This window comes from Salipiger sp. ABF4_146 (genome assembly GCF_056161345.1).
Map to the genome: position 1 here is coordinate 228,277 of NZ_JBSWYX010000003.1, position 16,078 is coordinate 244,354.

13 protein-coding genes are annotated in these 16,078 nt (G+C 66.7%); 9 read left to right on the plus strand and 4 right to left on the minus strand.

From position 1 onward, the window contains the following. Positions 1-45: 45 nt before the first annotated feature. Positions 46-1,431 (minus strand): adenosylhomocysteinase, encoded by a 1,386-nt coding sequence (gene ahcY / locus ACXAJT_RS06400; RefSeq protein ID WP_475233945.1) that lies wholly within the window; start codon positions 1,429-1,431, stop codon positions 46-48. 167 nt (positions 1,432-1,598) lie between these two features. Here ahcY and ACXAJT_RS06405 point away from each other — a divergent pair, with 167 nt between their 5' ends. Continuing rightward, the gene (locus tag ACXAJT_RS06405; protein WP_475233947.1) at positions 1,599-2,192 is read left to right on the plus strand and encodes a hypothetical protein; all 594 of its coding nucleotides are present in this window, start codon (positions 1,599-1,601) and stop codon (positions 2,190-2,192) included. 47 nt (positions 2,193-2,239) lie between these two features. Further along, the gene (locus ACXAJT_RS06410; protein WP_475234174.1) at positions 2,240-2,677 is read left to right on the plus strand and encodes an N-acetyltransferase family protein; all 438 of its coding nucleotides are present in this window, start codon (positions 2,240-2,242) and stop codon (positions 2,675-2,677) included. Positions 2,678-2,689: 12 nt separating this feature from the next. On the opposite strand, the gene ACXAJT_RS06415 is transcribed toward ACXAJT_RS06410, so the two are convergent. The 3 genes from ACXAJT_RS06415 to ACXAJT_RS06425 all read right to left on the minus strand — a co-directional run bounded on the left by ACXAJT_RS06415 (position 2,690) and on the right by ACXAJT_RS06425 (position 4,492). Continuing rightward, a complete protein-coding gene (locus ACXAJT_RS06415; RefSeq protein ID WP_475233949.1) occupies positions 2,690-3,013 on the minus strand; it encodes a hypothetical protein in 324 nt (107 codons plus the stop codon). A gap of 219 nt (positions 3,014-3,232) precedes the next feature. Then, on the minus strand, positions 3,233-3,787 hold the full coding sequence (locus ACXAJT_RS06420; protein ID WP_475233951.1) for an ActR/PrrA/RegA family redox response regulator transcription factor: 555 nt from the start codon (positions 3,785-3,787) through the stop codon (positions 3,233-3,235). A gap of 87 nt (positions 3,788-3,874) precedes the next feature. Further along, positions 3,875-4,492 (minus strand): SCO family protein, encoded by a 618-nt coding sequence (locus ACXAJT_RS06425; protein WP_475233953.1) that lies wholly within the window; start codon positions 4,490-4,492, stop codon positions 3,875-3,877. Positions 4,493-4,610: 118 nt separating this feature from the next. Here ACXAJT_RS06425 and regB point away from each other — a divergent pair, with 118 nt between their 5' ends. The 7 genes from regB (at position 4,611) to addA (ending at position 16,069) form a co-directional block, all read left to right on the plus strand. Further along, positions 4,611-6,014, plus strand: coding sequence for a sensor histidine kinase RegB (gene regB, locus ACXAJT_RS06430; RefSeq protein WP_475233955.1), 1,404 nt, complete (start codon positions 4,611-4,613; stop codon positions 6,012-6,014). A gap of 120 nt (positions 6,015-6,134) precedes the next feature. After that, a complete protein-coding gene (locus ACXAJT_RS06435; protein ID WP_475233956.1) occupies positions 6,135-7,619 on the plus strand; it encodes a PAS-domain containing protein in 1,485 nt (494 codons plus the stop codon). A gap of 71 nt (positions 7,620-7,690) precedes the next feature. Then, positions 7,691-8,155, plus strand: coding sequence for a tRNA (adenosine(37)-N6)-threonylcarbamoyltransferase complex ATPase subunit type 1 TsaE (tsaE, locus tag ACXAJT_RS06440; RefSeq protein WP_475233957.1), 465 nt, complete (start codon positions 7,691-7,693; stop codon positions 8,153-8,155). Further along, on the plus strand, positions 8,148-9,104 hold the full coding sequence (locus tag ACXAJT_RS06445) for an aminoglycoside phosphotransferase family protein (RefSeq protein WP_475233959.1): 957 nt from the start codon (positions 8,148-8,150) through the stop codon (positions 9,102-9,104). The genes tsaE and ACXAJT_RS06445 overlap by 8 nt, the downstream gene beginning before the upstream one ends. Next, positions 9,104-9,778, plus strand: a complete 675-nt coding sequence (locus tag ACXAJT_RS06450; protein ID WP_475233961.1) for a nucleotidyltransferase family protein — start codon at positions 9,104-9,106, stop codon at positions 9,776-9,778. Before ACXAJT_RS06445 ends, ACXAJT_RS06450 begins: the two co-directional genes overlap by 1 nt. Beyond that, entirely contained in the window at positions 9,771-12,701 is a 2,931-nt protein-coding gene (addB, locus tag ACXAJT_RS06455) for a double-strand break repair protein AddB (RefSeq protein WP_475233962.1), read from the plus strand. The genes ACXAJT_RS06450 and addB overlap by 8 nt, the downstream gene beginning before the upstream one ends. Next, the gene (addA, locus tag ACXAJT_RS06460) at positions 12,698-16,069 is read left to right on the plus strand and encodes a double-strand break repair helicase AddA (RefSeq protein WP_475233963.1); all 3,372 of its coding nucleotides are present in this window, start codon (positions 12,698-12,700) and stop codon (positions 16,067-16,069) included. The genes addB and addA overlap by 4 nt, the downstream gene beginning before the upstream one ends. The last annotated feature ends 9 nt before the right edge of the window (positions 16,070-16,078 follow it).

The window sequence follows — 16,078 nt, forward strand, 5'->3', positions numbered from 1 at the left end:
CCGGATGGCGGGGCGTCTGCAAAAGACCCTGAAACAGGCTCGAAATCAGTAGCGGTAATGCTCGGGCTTGAACGGGCCCTCGGGCGTCACGCCGATGTAGGAGGCCTGCTCGACCGACAGCGTGGTCAGCTTTGCGCCAACGCGGTCGAGGTGCAGGCGCGCCACCTTCTCGTCGAGGTGCTTGGGCAGGATGTAGACCTTGTTCTCATAGGCCGAGCCGTTCTTATAAAGCTCGATCTGCGCCAGTACCTGATTGGTGAACGACGCCGACATCACGAAGCTCGGGTGGCCGGTGGCGTTGCCGAGGTTCAGCAGACGGCCTTCCGACAGCAGGATGATCTTGTTGCCCGAGGGCATCTCGATCATGTCCACCTGATCCTTGATGTTGGTCCACTTGTGGTTCTTCAGCGAGGCCACTTGGATCTCGTTGTCGAAGTGGCCGATGTTGCCGACGATGGCCATGTTCTTCATCGCGCGCATATGCTCGATGCGGATCACGTCCTTGTTGCCGGTGGTGGTGATGAAGATGTCGGCGTCGGCGACGACGTCCTCCAGCAGCACCACCTCAAATCCGTCCATAGCGGCCTGCAGGGCGCAGATCGGATCGGCCTCGGTGACCTTCACACGCGCGCCAGCACCGGCCAGCGATGCCGCCGAGCCCTTGCCCACGTCGCCATAGCCGCAGACCACGGCGACCTTGCCCGCCAGCATCACGTCGGTGGCGCGGCGGATGCCGTCCACGAGGCTCTCGCGGCAGCCATACTTGTTGTCGAACTTCGACTTGGTGACCGAATCGTTGACGTTGATCGCCGGGAAGGGCAGCAGGCCCTTCTTCTGCAGATCATACAGGCGGTGCACGCCGGTGGTGGTCTCTTCCGACACGCCCATGATCGCATCGCGTGTCTTGGCGAACCAGCCGGGGCTCTGCTCCATGCGCTTCTTGATCTGCGCGTGGATCACCTCTTCCTCCTCCGAGGTCGGCACGCCCAGATCCTCGCCCGCCTCGGCACGGGCGCCGAGCAGGATGTAAAGCGTCGCGTCGCCGCCATCGTCGAGGATCATGTTGGCGCCCTCGGGGAACTGGAACGAGCGGTCCAGATAGTCCCAATGCTCCTCAAGCGTCTGGCCCTTCACGGCAAACACCGGCGTGCCACCCGCGGCGATCGCCGAGGCGGCGTGGTCCTGCGTCGAGAAGATGTTGCACGACGCCCAGCGCACATCGGCGCCCAGCGCCTTCAGCGTCTCGATCAGCACGGCGGTCTGGATGGTCATATGCAGCGAGCCGACGATGCGCGCACCCTTCAGCGGCTGCTCTTCGCCGAACTCGGCGCGGCAGGCCATCAGGCCCGGCATCTCGGTCTCGGCGATATCAAGTTCCTTGCGGCCAAACTCGGCCAGCGCGATGTCCTTGACGATATAGTCTTCAGCCATGATCCGGCGCTCCAATTCCAATCTCGGGATTGCTCAGCGAGGTAGCATCCCTTGCGATACCCCGCAACGTGGATCACTATTTGGGGCAAACGGAATAATAGTCCGCAAAGCAGGCACCACCCAGATGACCCAGCCCCCTCCTCGCCTCCGTGCGGCCCGCTGATCCCATGGCAAAGCAACCCCGCGCTTGGCAGCGCATGCTCTCCGGCCGCCGCCTCGACCTGCTCGATCCCACCCCGGTGGACATCGAGATCGAGGACATTGCCCATGGCCTTGCTTTCGTCGCCCGCTGGAACGGCCAGACCCAGGGCGATTACCCCTATTCGGTGGCCGAACACTCGCTGTTGGTCGAAACGCTGTTTTGCCGCTTGTGCCCCAGCGCCAATCCCGCCGAAAAGCTGTTTGCCCTGCTGCACGACGCCCCCGAGTACGTCATCGGCGACATGATCTCGCCGGTGAAGGCGGCGGTCGGGCCGGGCTACAAGGATCTGGACAAACGGCTCGAAGCCGCCATCCATCTGCGCTTCGGCCTGCCCGCTGCCCCCAGCCAGCGCCTCAAGAAGCAGATCAAGAAGGCCGACAACGTCTCGGCGTGGATGGAGGCGGTGCAGATCGCCGGGTTTTCCGAAGCCGAAGCCTCGCGCTTTTTCAAACGCCCGGATGCGGCGCTGATCGAAGGGCTCGACATCCATCTGCGCCCGCCGGTGGAGGTGCGCCGCGCCTATAGCGCGCGCCACGCCGAGCTTCTGGCCGAGCTGTGAGCGCATCGATCTCCATCCGCCGCGCTGGCACGCTGGATGCGCGGCCCATGGCCGAACTGCTGAACGCGGTGATCGCGCAGGGCGGCACGACCGCCATGACGCGCCCCGTCACCGGTGCAGAACTGCGCGGCTGGATGCAGACCCCGCAGGGCATCTGGCACCTTGCCGAGGATACCGAGGGCACGCTTCTGGGCTTTCAGTGGGTCGAGCCGCATCCACAGCATGGCGAGGCCGTCGCGCAGATTGCCAGTTTCGCCCGCCCCGGGCGCACCCGTCTGGGCATCGGCTCGGCGCTGTTCGAGGCGACACAAGCGGCCTGCCGTGCCGCTGGCTATGTCTGGATCAACGCCGAGATCCGCGCCGACAACGAGGGTGCGCTGATCTACTACCAGAGCCGCGGCTTCGAGACCTATGGTCGAATCCGCAATTGTCGCCTCGGCGACGGCAGCGCCGTCGACAAGGTGCTCAAGCGGTTCGACCTCTGAGCCTGCCGGCGCTCACTCGCGGCGCAGACCCGCGCGCACGCCCGGTGGCTTTCGCGGCACCAGCACCAGCGCCGCGCCTGCGGAGATGACGCAGCTGATCTCGTCACTGCGAGTCAACAACACCGTGTAGCTGCCGCTGTCCTCCGAGCCCCAAAGCTCGAACAGGGTTTCGGAAGACTGCAGACCAAGCGCGATCTGCCGCTCGCCGAACTCGCCGCTCAGCCGTTCGACCAGCGCCGCGCGTGGCAGGCAACTTGGCGTCTGTGCCTGCAGCGCCGGCGGGCCAAGCGCCGCCGTGCCAAAGATCAGACTTGCGGTGAACAGACGTTTGAACATGACATGCTCCTTTCCGCCGGAAAGAGCGCCGTCACTGCCGGTGTCCGACCGGCTTTCACATTTGGGTTGTCCTCTAACTTACCACAGATCGGGCAAAAAATCGCCCCTCGGCGGATCGCGCCACGACACGTCTGCGTGTCCGGCCGCGTGGTGCGCGGATGCCGCTTCGCTTAGACGAAAATATCCCCGCCGGAGGCAGCGCCCGATAGGGCGCTTCGTTCACTTGGGCGAGCGTTTCGCGAGGATGCGCTGCAGCGTCCGGCGGTGCATGTTCAGCCGCCGCGCGGTTTCCGAGACATTGCGGTCGCACAGTTCGTAGACGCGCTGGATATGCTCCCAGCGCACGCGGTCGGCGCTCATCGGGTTCTCGGGCGGCGGTGGCAGGTCGTCGCCCTTCGACAGCAGCGCATTGGTGATGTCGGTCGCGTCGGCGGGCTTCGACAGGTAGTCGGTGGCGCCGATCTTCACCGCCGCGACGGCGGTGGCGATATTGCCGTAGCCGGTCAGCACAACGATGCGGCTGTCGGGGCGGCGTTCGCGCAGAACTTCGACCACGTCGAGACCATTGCCGTCCTCGAGCCGCAGATCGACCACCGCGTAGGCTGGCGGACGCGCGGTGGCGATGACTTTGCCGGCAGCCACGGTCTCGGCGGTTTCGACATCGAACCCACGCTTTTCCATGGCCTTGGCCAGACGTTTCAGAAAGGGCTCGTCGTCATCGACAAGCAGCAGCGAGCGATCTTCGCCCAGGTCGTCTTGTGTCAGTTCCGCCACGGCGGCCCCCGTCATGTCCTTCGGCAAACATCGCCGTATGAGAATTTCTCTTATCCCGCCCGGGGGATGCGGTCAAACCAAGGCGGATCACATGCGGTCGATGAAGCAGGCGGTGCGCTCTGCCAGTTGCTCCGGCGTCACATCACGGCGGAAATAATCAACAAATCCGACCTCCGGCAGCACGAGGTAGGTAAAGGCCGAGTGATCTACGAGATAGAACTCCTCGTCCGGATCGTTGATCCTGTAGTACACCCGATAGGCCTTGGCCGCGGCGTCGATCTGCTCGGGAGAGCCGCTGAGACCGATCATCTTATCGTGGAAATTGGTGACGTAGTCGCCCATCACCTCGGGCGTGTCGCGCGCCGGGTCGAGGGTGATCATCGCCGGGGTCACCGAATGACCCTGCTCGGCCAGAAGATCGGTCGCCTCGGCGTTGCGCACATTGTCCATGGGGCAGACATCGGGGCAGAAGCTGTAGCCGAAATAAAGCAGCGTCGGCTCGGTGATCACATCGGCGTCGGTGACCGTCTCACCGGAGGCGTTCAGCAGTTCGAACGGCCCGCCGATCTCACCGGCCACGGCCCCGGCGCGGCATTGGGCAAAACGGTCATCGCCCGCCCCCCATTGCGTGGCGACCCACATGCCCGCGCTAAGCGCCGCAAGGCCCCCGGCAGCGACGATGGCAACGATTGTGGCGGTTTTCATGCGGCCTCCCTCGGCGATCCCGTTTACCCGCCGAACCCCGGCGCGCTGGATCGCATTGCAAATCCCCGTTCCAGACCTAACAATTGCCCCCGAAGGATCAAGACACGAAAGCAAGGGCATGAGCCAGACCGACCTGAACGACCCCGGGCAGGCCCTGCTCTGGACCGAAGAGCGCAGCACCTTCATCCGTCTGCGCACGATGATCCTGCTGCGCTGGGTGGCGATCTGCGGCCAGATCGCCGCGCTGGTGGCGGCACAGTCGATCTACGACCTGCAGCTGCCGCTGGGCCTGTGTTACCTCGCGGTCGGCATCTCGGTGATCGGCAACCTCGTCGCCAGCCTGATCTTCCCGGAAACCAAGCGCCTGTCGGAAGCCGAGAACTTCCTGATGGTGATGTTCGACCTGCTGCAACTGTGCTTCTTGCTCTATCTCACCGGCGGGCTGAACAATCCGTTCTCGGTGATGGTGCTGGGCCCGGTGACGGTCTCTGCGGTCATGTTGTCGCTGCGCTCGACCATCGTGCTCAATGTCACCGCCTTCGTGCTGATCTCGGGCATGGTCTTTGCCAATGTGCCACTGCACACGGTCGACGGTCAGGTGCTGCAGATCCCCGACCTCTTCGTCTTTGGACAATGGGCCGCCATCGCCATCGCGCTGGTCTTCCTGTCGGTCTACGCGCGCCGGGTCACCACCGAGATGAACGCCATGTCCGACGCGCTCAACGCCACGCAGATGGCGCTGTCGCGGCAGCAGAAACTCAACGATCTCGGCGGTGTCGTGGCCGCGGCCGCGCATGAGCTGGGCACGCCCCTGGCCACCATAAAGCTAACCTCGGCCGAGTTGATCGACGACCTCGACGACCGACCGGAGTTGCAGGAGGACGCCCGGCTGATCCGCGAGCAGGCCGACCGCTGCCGCGACATCCTGCGCTCCATGGGGCGCGCCGGGAAGGACGATTTGCACCTGCGCAGCGCGCCTCTGAGCGAGGTGCTGCGCGAAGCCGCCGAGCCGCACGAGAACCGCGGCAAGAGCATCGATCTGACGCAGATCGAAGGCACCGAAGGGCCAATGCCGCAGGTCCTGCGCCGCCCAGAGGTGATCCACGGGCTGCGCAACCTCGTGCAGAACGCCGTGGATTTCGCCCGCAGCCGGGTCTGGATCGAGACCGGCTGGGACGCGCGCAACATCACCGTGCGGATCATCGACGATGGCCCCGGTTACCCGCCGCATCTGCTGGGGCGCATCGGCGAGCCGATGCTCCGCCGCCGCCGCACCGAGGCCGATCGCAAGGCGCGCCCCGAATACGAGGGCATGGGACTGGGCCTGTTCATCGCAAAGACACTGCTCGAACGCTCCGGCGCCGATCTGAGCTTTGCCAATGCCTCCGATCCTAATGCCCCTGAGCCGCCCGGCACCCGCCGCGGCGCCGTGGTGGAACTGGTCTGGCCGCGCGAGACCATCGTCAGCCCCGAACTGGCGCCGGGAGCCGTGCTGGGCGAGAACCCAACCTTCGAGACCTGAGGTGCGGGCCTGTAGCTTGGCGCAACCAATCCACCGCGCGCCGCACATCCGCCGCGCATTAACACCGCATTAACCAATAATCACATAGCGTTACGGGACGTCTGACTTGAGGAGATCATCATGTTCCCGTCCGTCGCACTTGCCATCGGACTCGGCGCAGGAAGCGCGGCCTTCCTTGGGTCCCTATTGCTGCGGGAACGGCGCGCGCGCGATGTCTCCCCATCTGGCACCGCCGATACAGAGATCCTGCTCGTCGACGGCAAAGTGACGGATATGACCGGCGCGGCGCAGCAGATGCTCGATTGCGATCCCGCCGAGAACCTGACGTGGCCCGACGTCGCGCGGCGGCTTGCCCCGATCTTCGACGCGCTGCCCGCGCAACCTCCTCTGACTCCCGCGAGTTTCGAGGCGAACCTGCACGGCGCAGCCCGGCTCCACCTGCACCCCGGACACGAGGCGCTGCGACTGTCGGTTCACGCCGACTGCCTTGCCGCCGGTCAGCAGATCCGCCTGCTACTCGATCAGACCGAACTGCAGCGCCTGCGCCGCGCCATGGCGCTGGTGCCATGCCCGATCTGGCAAGAAGATGCGCAGGGGCAGGTCGTCTGGTTCAACCCCTCCTACGAGGATGTCTGCGGCCAGGTCGGCACCCCCCCAACCCCGACCACCCCGTTCGAACTCGCCCCGCCAAACGGCAGCGACACGCGCCGAAGCCGCACCGCTCTGGGCCCGCGCGGCGATCGCGCACAACTTTGGTACGAGGTGCAGTCGCATCGCACCGGCGAGGGCTGGCTGCATGTGGCCACCAATATCGACACGGTCATCCATTCCGAAGTCACGCAGCGCAACTTCTTGCAGACGCTGACCCGTATCTTCGCGCATCTGCCGATCGGGCTTGCGGTGTTCGACCGGGACCACCGCCTTGCGCTGTTCAATCCCGCGCTGATTGATCTGGTCCATCTGCCGGCGGAATTCCTCAGCACGCGGCCCAACCTGATGAGCTTCTTCGACGCGCTGCGCGAGGGGCGGATGATGCCCGAGCCGAAGAACTACCAATGCTGGCGCGAGCATCTGTCCGAGGTCATCGCCGCCGCATCCTCGGACCTTTATATCGAGACGTGGGATCTGCCGTCGGGCCTGACCTACCGGATCACCGGCCGCCCGCATCCCGACGCTGGGATTGCCTTTCTGATTGAGGACATCAGTTCCGAGATCTCGCTCACCCGGCGCTACCGGCAGCAGATCGAACAGGCCCATGGCGTGCTCGATGTGCTTGAGGACGCGGTGGCGGTGTTTTCCGACCACGGCACGCTCAGCCTGTGCAACGCCGCCTATCGCCAGCTTTGGGACGACGATCCCGACAGCCGCATTGCCGAGCTTTCGGTCACCGACGCAACCGCCCGTTGGCAGACTGCCTGCGCCCCCAGCCCGGTCTGGGGCGATATCCGCGATTTCGTGCTGAGCCTGCGGGAGCGCGCGGCATGGGAGGCCGTGGTGCACACCCTCGCCGGGGAGGCGCTGCTCTGCCGCGTCGCGCCGATGCCCGGCGGCGCCACGCTGGTGCGCTTCGCGCCGGTGCATTCCGCCGAGGTCACCGCCAGCTAGGCCCCGCCTCTGCCTGCACAATGCCCTGCGATGCCGCTTGCGCGTGCGGCTGGCGAAGGTATCTTCGCGCCATGACGACCCGCGCCCTGTCCCTGCCCTGTCCAGATGCCACCTGCGCGCTGGCCGCCACGCTGGCGCCGCGCCTGATGCCCGGCGACGTGCTGCTTCTCGAAGGCGGCATCGGCGCCGGCAAAACCCATTTCGCCCGGTGCCTGATCCAGTCGCTGCAGGACACGCCCGAAGACGTGCCCTCGCCCACCTTTACGCTGGTGCAGGTCTATGACGTGCCCAGCGGCGAGCTGTGGCACACCGATCTTTACCGGCTTTCGGATCCCGATCAGGTGGTCGAACTGGGGCTCACCGAAGCCTTCGAAGAGGCGATATGCCTCGTAGAATGGCCCGACCGGCTGGAAGACCTGACCCCGGCGGCGGCGCTGACCCTGAAATTTGAGGTCACCGGCGACGACAGTCGGCAGGTCACTCTGAACTGGCATGACACCCGCTGGGACGCGCGTCTGGAGGCCGTTCATGCGTGACTTTCTGCGCGCCGCCGGCTGGCAGGACGCCAAGGCGCAGCCGCTGGCCGGTGATGCCTCGACCCGCCGCTACACGCGGCTGTCCCTTGGCGAGCGCACCGCCATCTTGATGGAAGACCCCGACGGCGACGTGGCGCTTTTCGCATGTCTCGCGCGGCATCTGTCGTCACTCGGCCTCAGCGCCCCGCACGTGCTGGCCGAGGCGCCCGGTCTTTTGCTGCTCGAAGACCTCGGCGACGGACTCGTGGCCCGTCTGGCGGTGGATGCAGAGAGCGAAAAGCGGCTCTATCTCTGTGCAACCGACGCGCTGATCACCCTGCACCGGCATGCCCCGCCTGCCGATCTGCCAGTGGCGGACGCGGCGCATCTGGCGGGGATCACCGACCTTGCCTTCGACGTCTACGCCGCCCGCGCCGGAACGCCTGTCGACCCGGCCGACCGCGACGCCACCATCGTCTGCCTGCGCGGGCTGATCGAGGCCCATGCCCCCGAGACCGACGTGATGATCCTGCGCGACTATCACGCCGAGAACATCCTCTGGCTGCCCGACCGTGAAGGCGCGGCCCGCGCCGGGCTGCTGGACTTTCAGGACGCGCTGCAGGGCCACCGCGCCTACGATCTGGTGTCGCTGATCGAAGACGCGCGGCGCGACGTGTCGGAAGACACCGCCGAGGCCTGCATCCGTCACTATATCGGGGAAACCGGCACACCCGAGACCGCCTTCCGCACCGCGCTCGCGCTGCTTGGCGCGCAGCGCAATCTGCGCATCCTGGGCGTTTTCGCTCGGCTGGCGCAGGTACGCCGCAAACCCCATTACATCGACCTGATCCCGCGGGTCTGGGCACATCTGCAAGCCGATCTTGCGCATCCCGCGCTGGCCGATCTGCGCGCGCATCTGGCAGCGCTGCCCGCGCCGACCCCCGCGATCCTCGAAAGGCTGAAATCCTGATGCCTGACGCCGTCATGCTCTTTGCCGCGGGCTTCGGCACCCGCATGGGTGCGCTCACCGCGGACCGTCCGAAACCGTTGCTCGACGTCGCCGGCAGACCCCTGCTCGACCATGCGCTTGACCTCTCGGCGCATCTGCCGACGCGGGTGGTGAATGCGCACTACCGCGCCGACCAGATAGAGGCGCATCTTGCAAGGACCGGCGTCGCCGTCTCGGTCGAACGCCCCGACATCCTCGATACAGGCGGCGGCCTGCGGCATGCGCTGCCGCTGCTTGGCAGCGGCCCTGTCTTCACGCTCAACACCGATGCCGTCTGGGCTGGGCCGAACCCGCTGCGCCTGTTGGCCGAAGCGTGGGATCCGGCGCGCATGGATGCGCTGCTGCTCTGCGTGCCGCTGGCGCAGGCCGTGGGCCGCAAGGGCGGCGGTGATTTCACCCTTTGCGACGATGGCCAGCTCGCCCGTACGGGCGATCACGTCTACACCGGCGCGCAGATCCTCAAGACCGAGATGCTGGCCGAGATCGCCGACGAGGCCTTCTCGCTGAACCTGCTGTGGAACCGGATGAACGCAGCCGGGCGCCTGCACGGGTGCGCCTATCCCGGACATTGGGCCGACGTCGGCCACCCCGAGGGCATCACCCTCGCCGAAGAGATGCTGACTCGCCATGTTTGAGCCTATCGACGGCCCCCGCGTCTATGGCCTTGCCTGCGGCGTCGACTTCCCTGCCGCGCTGGTTGCCGGTCTACGCCAACGCATGGAAGGCCGCCCGTCCGAGGAAATGGCCAAGGTCGAACTGATCCTCAACACTTCGCGCATGGCGCGGCGGGTGAAGGCGATCTTCGATCAGGGCCCGGCAACGCTGCTGCCGCGGATCCGCCTGCTGACCGACATGGCCGACCCCGCCGCGCTGCGCGATCTGCCCGCGCCGGTGCCACCGCTGCGCCGCAGGCTCGAACTGACGGGATTGGTGTCGAAACTGCTCGACGCCCAGCCCGATCTCGCCCCGCGCGCCGCGCTGTTCGATCTGGCCGACAGCCTTGCCACGCTGATGGACGAGATGCAGGACGAGGGCGTCTCGCCCGACGAGATCGCCGCGCTGGACGTCAGCGACGAATCCGGCCACTGGCAGCGCGCACTCAGCTTCCTGAGCATCGTGCAGCGCTATTTCGAGCAGGGTGAGGAAGCGCCGGACACCATTGCGTTTCGCCGCTACGCGCTGGAACAGAGACTGAAAAGCTGGGACGAGCGCCCGCCCGAGCATCCGATCATCCTTGCCGGCTCCACCGGCTCGCGCGGGGGGACGCACCGGCTGATGTGCGCGGTCTCGAAACTGCCGCAGGGCGCTCTGGTGCTGCCGGGCTATGACTTCGACATGCCGGGCCCCGTTTGGGGCGGGCTGACCGATGCGCTCTCGGGCGAGGATCATCCGCAGTTCCGCTTTGCCCGGCTGCTGCACGAGCTGGCGCTCGATGCCACCACGCTGCCGCATTGGGAGGGCACAAAGCCCCCCAGCCCCGCGCGCAACAAACTGGTGTCGCTGGCCCTGCGCCCCGCGCCGGTGACCGACCAGTGGCGCTCGGAGGGCGTGCACCTGCCCGATCTGCCCGAGGCGACGCAGGATCTGACGCTGCTCGAGGCCAATTCCAAGCGCGAGGAAGCGATGGCCATCGCCCTGCGCCTGCGCCAAGCCGCCGAGGACGGGGTGACCGCCGCCCTGATCACCCCCGACCGGATGCTGACGCGGCAGGTGACCGCCGCGCTCGACCGTTGGGACATCCTGCCCGACGACAGCGCCGGCATCCCGCTGCAGCTGACCCCGCCGGGCCGCTTTCTGCGGCAGGTGGCGGCGCTGTTCCAGCGCGACCTGACCGCCGAGAGCCTACTGTCGCTGCTCAAGCACCCGCTGACCCACAGCGGCTCGGAGCGCAACAACCACCTGCGCGCCACGCGCGAGCTGGAACTGCATATCCGCGACAAAAGCTGGCCCTTCCCGCAGCCGCATCTGATCACCGCATGGGGCGAGGCCGCAGGCTTTCCCGACTGGGCCAATTGGGTGGCCGAAACCTTCTGCCATCCCCCGGTCAGCGGCAAGCGCGCGCTGGCTGATTGGCTGGCGCATCACCGCGAACGGGCCGAGGCAATCGCGGCGGGCCCCGAGATGGGCGAATCCGAGCTGTGGAAAGAGGGCGCTGGACGTAAGGCGCGGCAGGTGGTCGAAACGCTCGAGGGCGAGGCCGCGCATGGCACCGACCTGTCTGCGCGCGACTATGCCGACCTGTTCGGCGCCGTGCTGGGACAGGGCGAGTTGCGCGACCGCGACGCGCCGCACCCGCACATCCTGATCTGGGGCACGCTGGAGGCGCGCGTGATGGGCGCCGACCTGCTGATCCTCGGCGGGCTGAACGAGGGAAGCTGGCCGGAAATCCCCGGCGCAGACCCTTGGCTGAACCGCCGGATGCGACACAAAGCGGGGCTTTTGCTGCCCGAGCGGCGCATCGGGCTGGCCGCGCATGACTTCCAGCAGGCGGTGGCGGCGAAAGAGGTCTGGCTGACCCGCGCGCTGAAATCCGACGACGCCGAGACGGTGCCCGCGCGCTGGGTCAACCGCATGATGAACCTGATGAACGGCCTGCCCGCCCGTCACGGCCCCGAGGCGCTGAAAGACATGCAAAAGCGCGGTCGCCACTGGCTGGCGCTGGCGCGGCAGGTCGAAGCGCCGATCAGAACGCCCTCCGCCGCCCGCCCCTCGCCGGTGCCGCCGGTCGCGGCGCGACCGCGCCAGCTGTCGGTCACCGAGATCAAGACGCTGATCCGCGACCCCTATTCGATCTACGCCAAGCGCGTGCTGCGGCTGCGTCCGCTCAACCCGTTGCAGCGCGCGCCCGATGCGCTGTTGCGCGGCATCCTCATTCACCAAGTGTTCGAGGAATACGTGCGCGAAAGCGTCTCTGACCCGGGGCTTCTGACGCAGGACGCGCTGCGGACGAAAGCTGCGCAGGTGATTGGCGATCCGCAGGTTCTGCCTTTCCCGGTCACCCGTCACGTCTGGCAGGCGCGCATCGGGCGCATCGCCGAATGGTTCGTGCGCACCGAAAAGGCCCGGCAGGCGCTCGCCCGCCCGGTGCATTTCGAGGTGCGCGGCAGCAGCGACATCCCGGCGCTTGGCTTCACGCTCAAGGGCACCGCCGACCGGATCGACATCGACGAACGCGGCAACGCGCATCTTTACGACTACAAGACCGGCGCTGCCCCCACCGCCGCGCAGCAGAAGAACTTCGACAAGCAGTTGCTGCTCGAGGCTGCCATGGTCGAGCGCGGCGCCTTCGAGAACCTGCATCCGCGCCACGCCGATCGCGCCGTGTTCGTCTCTGTTTCGGCCAATCCGAACGAGGTGGAGGCGCCACTGGACGAGGTGCCACCGCAAAAGGTCTGGGCGCAGTTCGAGACCCTGATGACCCGTTGGTTCGAGCCTGATCGCGGCTATACCGCCCGCGCCGCCATGCTCAGCGAGAATGATTTTTCCAACTACGACCACCTCTCGCGCTTCGGCGAATGGGACGTGATCGACGCCGCCGAACGGGAGATGCTGGAATGAGTCGCAACGAGGCCAGCGAAAAGCAGGTGCAGGCGGCCCGCCCGGATGCCTCCACATGGCTGGCGGCCAACGCCGGCTCGGGCAAGACCCGGGTGCTCACCGACCGGGTGGCGCGGCTGCTGCTTGACGAGGTGCTGCCCGAGCACATCCTGTGCCTGACCTACACCAAGGCCGCCGCAACCGAGATGCAGAACCGCCTGTTCCGCCGCCTTGGCGCGTGGGCGATGCTGGACGATGACGCGCTGATCGCCGAACTGCGCCAGCTTGGGCTGACCGGCGATCTGCCACCAGAGCGGCTGCGGCAGGCGCGCACGCTGTTTGCCCGCGCCATCGAGACGCCCGGCGGCTTGCGCATCCAGACCATCCACTCGTTCTGTGCGAGCCTATTGCGGCGCTTTCCGCTCGAAGCCGGGGTCTCGCCGCAGTTTACCGAGATGGAGGACCGCTCCGCCGAGATGCTGCGCGCCGAGGTGCTGGAACGCATGGCCGAGCGGCACGCGCCGCTGGTCGAGGCGATGGCGCCTTTCCTTGGCGAAGAGCCTGAATCTCTGCTCGCCGAACTGTGCTCGCGCAAATCCGCCTTCCTGCCGCCGCGCAGCCCCGAGGACATCCGTGCGCTCTACGGCCTGCCCGAAGACATGGACGAAGACGACGTGCTTTCGCAGGTCTTTCTGGGCAGCGAAAGCGATCTGATCGCCCGCGTGCTGCCGATCCTCAAGACCGGGAAAAGCACCGACCAGACCGCCGCGAAAAAGCTGGAGCGTTTCACCGGGCCGGACGTGCCGGGGATGCTCGCGCTGGAAGACGCGCTTCTGACCCAGAAGGGCACGGTCAGCAGCCGCATGGCCACCAAGGCCAGCAAGGAGGCGATGGGCCCCGACTGGCCAAAGCTGGAACAGCTTGCAGAGCGGGTCGAAAGCGCACGAGAGAGCCGCCTCGCCTTTGACGCGGTGAAACGCGAGATCACCCTGCACCGCTTCGCGCAGGTCTTCCTGCCAGACTACGAGCAGGAAAAGATGCTGCGCGGCTGGCTCGATTTCGATGATCTGGTGACCCGCGCCCGCGATCTGCTGGCTGATGACCGGGTGGCCGACTGGGTGCTCTACCGGCTCGACGGCGGCATCGACCACATTCTTGTCGACGAGGCGCAGGACACCAGCCCGGTGCAATGGCAGGTGATCGAGCGGCTGGCGCGTGAGTTCACCGCCGGCGAGGGCGCGCGCGGCGACGTGCGGCGGACGATCTTTGTCGTCGGCGACAAGAAGCAGTCGATCTACTCGTTTCAGGGTGCCGACCCGCGCGAGTTCGACCGCATGTGCGACGATTTCGCCGAACGGCTGAAAAACACCGATGCGCCGCTCTCGCGCATGATGCTGGAATATTCCTTCCGCTCTGCAGACCCGGTGCTGAAGCTGGTGGATGCCACCTTCGAAGGGCGCGAAGAGTCGGGGTTTTCCCCGGAACAGAGACACAAGGCATTCAAATCCGAGATGCCGGGCCGGGTCGATCTCTGGCCGCATATCGCGCCGGTGAAGGACGAAGAGGACGACACCGAGTGGTTCGAGCCGGTCGACCGCATCGGCGCGCAGCATCACACGGTGGTGCTGGCCAACCGTATTGCCGGTTTCATCGCCGACACCATCGGCACACCGCTGCCCGTGGAGATCGGCTTTTCCGGGGAGTATAAGGCCCGCCCCGCCCATGCCGGGGATTTCCTGATCCTCGTGCGCCGCCGCGGCACGCTGTTCACCGAGATCATCCGCGCCATCAAGGCGCGCGGCCTGCCCATCGCCGGGGCCGACCGGCTGAAGGTGATGTCGGAACTGGCGGTGAAGGACATCGGCGCGCTGCTCGCCTTCCTCGCCACGCCCGAGGATGATCTTTCGCTGGCCACCGCGCTGCGCTCGCCGCTCTTTGGCCTGACCGAAAAGGCGCTCTTCGATCTGGCGCACACTCGCAAGCCGGGCAGCTACCTCTGGGTCGCGCTGCGCGAGCGTCGCGAGGAGTTCCCTGCCGTTCTGCAGGTGATGGACGACCTGCTCGGCAAGACCGACTTCCTGCGTCCCTACGATCTGATCGAACGTATCCTCACCCGTCACCGCGGGCGGCAGAGGCTGCTCGGGCGTTTGGGCGAAGAGGCCGAGGACGGGATCAACGCCCTGCTGCAACAGGCGCTGGCCTTCGAGCAGAGCACCGTGCCCTCGCTCACCGGGTTTCTGGAATGGATGCAGTCCGACGATCTGGAGATCAAACGCGCGCCCGACAGCGCCGGAGCCCGCATCCGGGTGATGACGGTGCATGGCTCCAAGGGTCTGGAAGCGCCGATCGTCATCCTGCCCGACTGCGCCCAGCCCACCAAGACCATCCGCGAGCGGCTGCTGCCCTCGGGCGAGGGCGATGCGGCGGGCATGGTCTGGCAATCCAGCGCCGCATCGCAGCCGCAGGTGCAGTCCGAGGCGCTCGACCGCGCCAAGGCCGCCGCCGAGCGCGAGCGTGACCGGCTGCTCTACGTCGCCCTCACCCGCGCCGAGAAATGGCTTGTGGTCGCCGCCGCCGGCAACCTTGGCAAAGACGGCAGCGCGTGGTTCGATCAGGTGCACAAGGGGATGGAGCGCGCCGGGGCAGACACCACCGGGTATGATTTCGGCAAATGGGGCTCTGGCGAGGGTCTGCGGCTGGGGCAGGCCGACTGGTCGCACCTGCCCTTCGAGACGGTCGAGGCGCAGGTGCCGGTGCTGCCCGAACTGCCACCGCATTTGCTCACCCCGGCGCAGACGCCCGCCGCGCTGCCCGATAGCCGCTCTCCTTCCGACCTTGGCGGCGCCAAGGCGCTTTCCGGCGCAGACGGGCTCGACGAGGAGGAAGCCAAGCTGCGCGGGACCGTGCTGCACCTGTTGCTGGAACACCTCGCACCGCTGCCCGAAGCCGCCCGCGCCGAGGCCGTGCCGCATGTGCTGACGCTCGCCGAAGATCTGCCCGAGGACACCGAAAGCGTCGAGGCCGAGGCCCTTGCCGTGCTCGCCGCCCCTGCGCTGGCGCAGGTGTTCGAGGGCGAGGCGCTGGCCGAAGTGGCGATATCCGCTGAAATAGAGCCTGTCGGGCGCATTCATGGCATCATTGACCGGCTGCTGGTCACGCCCGAGAAGGTGATCGCGCTCGACTTCAAATCGAACCGCACCGTGCCAGGTACGCCCGCCGAGGTGCCCGACGGGCTGCTGCGCCAGATGGGCGCCTATGCCGCCGCCCTGACGCAGGTCTTTCCGGGGCGCAGCATCGAAACCGGGCTGATCTGGACCGCGACGCAAGAGCTGATGGTCCTGCCACACGATCTTGTGTCTGCCGCCCTTGCCAGAACCACCCCAACTTGACGATTGCCC

Coding starts and splice junctions, on each gene's coding strand:
- ahcY (WP_475233945.1), bottom strand. CDS start 1,431: ATGGCTGAAGACTATATCGTCAAGGACATCGCGCTGGCCGAGTTTGGC.
- ACXAJT_RS06435 (WP_475233956.1), top strand. CDS start 6,135: ATGTTCCCGTCCGTCGCACTTGCCATCGGACTCGGCGCAGGAAGCGCG.
- addA (WP_475233963.1), top strand. CDS start 12,698: ATGAGTCGCAACGAGGCCAGCGAAAAGCAGGTGCAGGCGGCCCGCCCG.
- tsaE (WP_475233957.1), top strand. CDS start 7,691: ATGACGACCCGCGCCCTGTCCCTGCCCTGTCCAGATGCCACCTGCGCG.
- ACXAJT_RS06415 (WP_475233949.1), bottom strand. CDS start 3,013: ATGTTCAAACGTCTGTTCACCGCAAGTCTGATCTTTGGCACGGCGGCG.
- ACXAJT_RS06405 (WP_475233947.1), top strand. CDS start 1,599: ATGGCAAAGCAACCCCGCGCTTGGCAGCGCATGCTCTCCGGCCGCCGC.
- regB (WP_475233955.1), top strand. CDS start 4,611: ATGAGCCAGACCGACCTGAACGACCCCGGGCAGGCCCTGCTCTGGACC.
- ACXAJT_RS06450 (WP_475233961.1), top strand. CDS start 9,104: ATGCCTGACGCCGTCATGCTCTTTGCCGCGGGCTTCGGCACCCGCATG.
- ACXAJT_RS06445 (WP_475233959.1), top strand. CDS start 8,148: ATGCGTGACTTTCTGCGCGCCGCCGGCTGGCAGGACGCCAAGGCGCAG.
- ACXAJT_RS06425 (WP_475233953.1), bottom strand. CDS start 4,492: ATGAAAACCGCCACAATCGTTGCCATCGTCGCTGCCGGGGGCCTTGCG.
- addB (WP_475233962.1), top strand. CDS start 9,771: ATGTTTGAGCCTATCGACGGCCCCCGCGTCTATGGCCTTGCCTGCGGC.
- ACXAJT_RS06410 (WP_475234174.1), top strand. CDS start 2,240: ATGGCCGAACTGCTGAACGCGGTGATCGCGCAGGGCGGCACGACCGCC.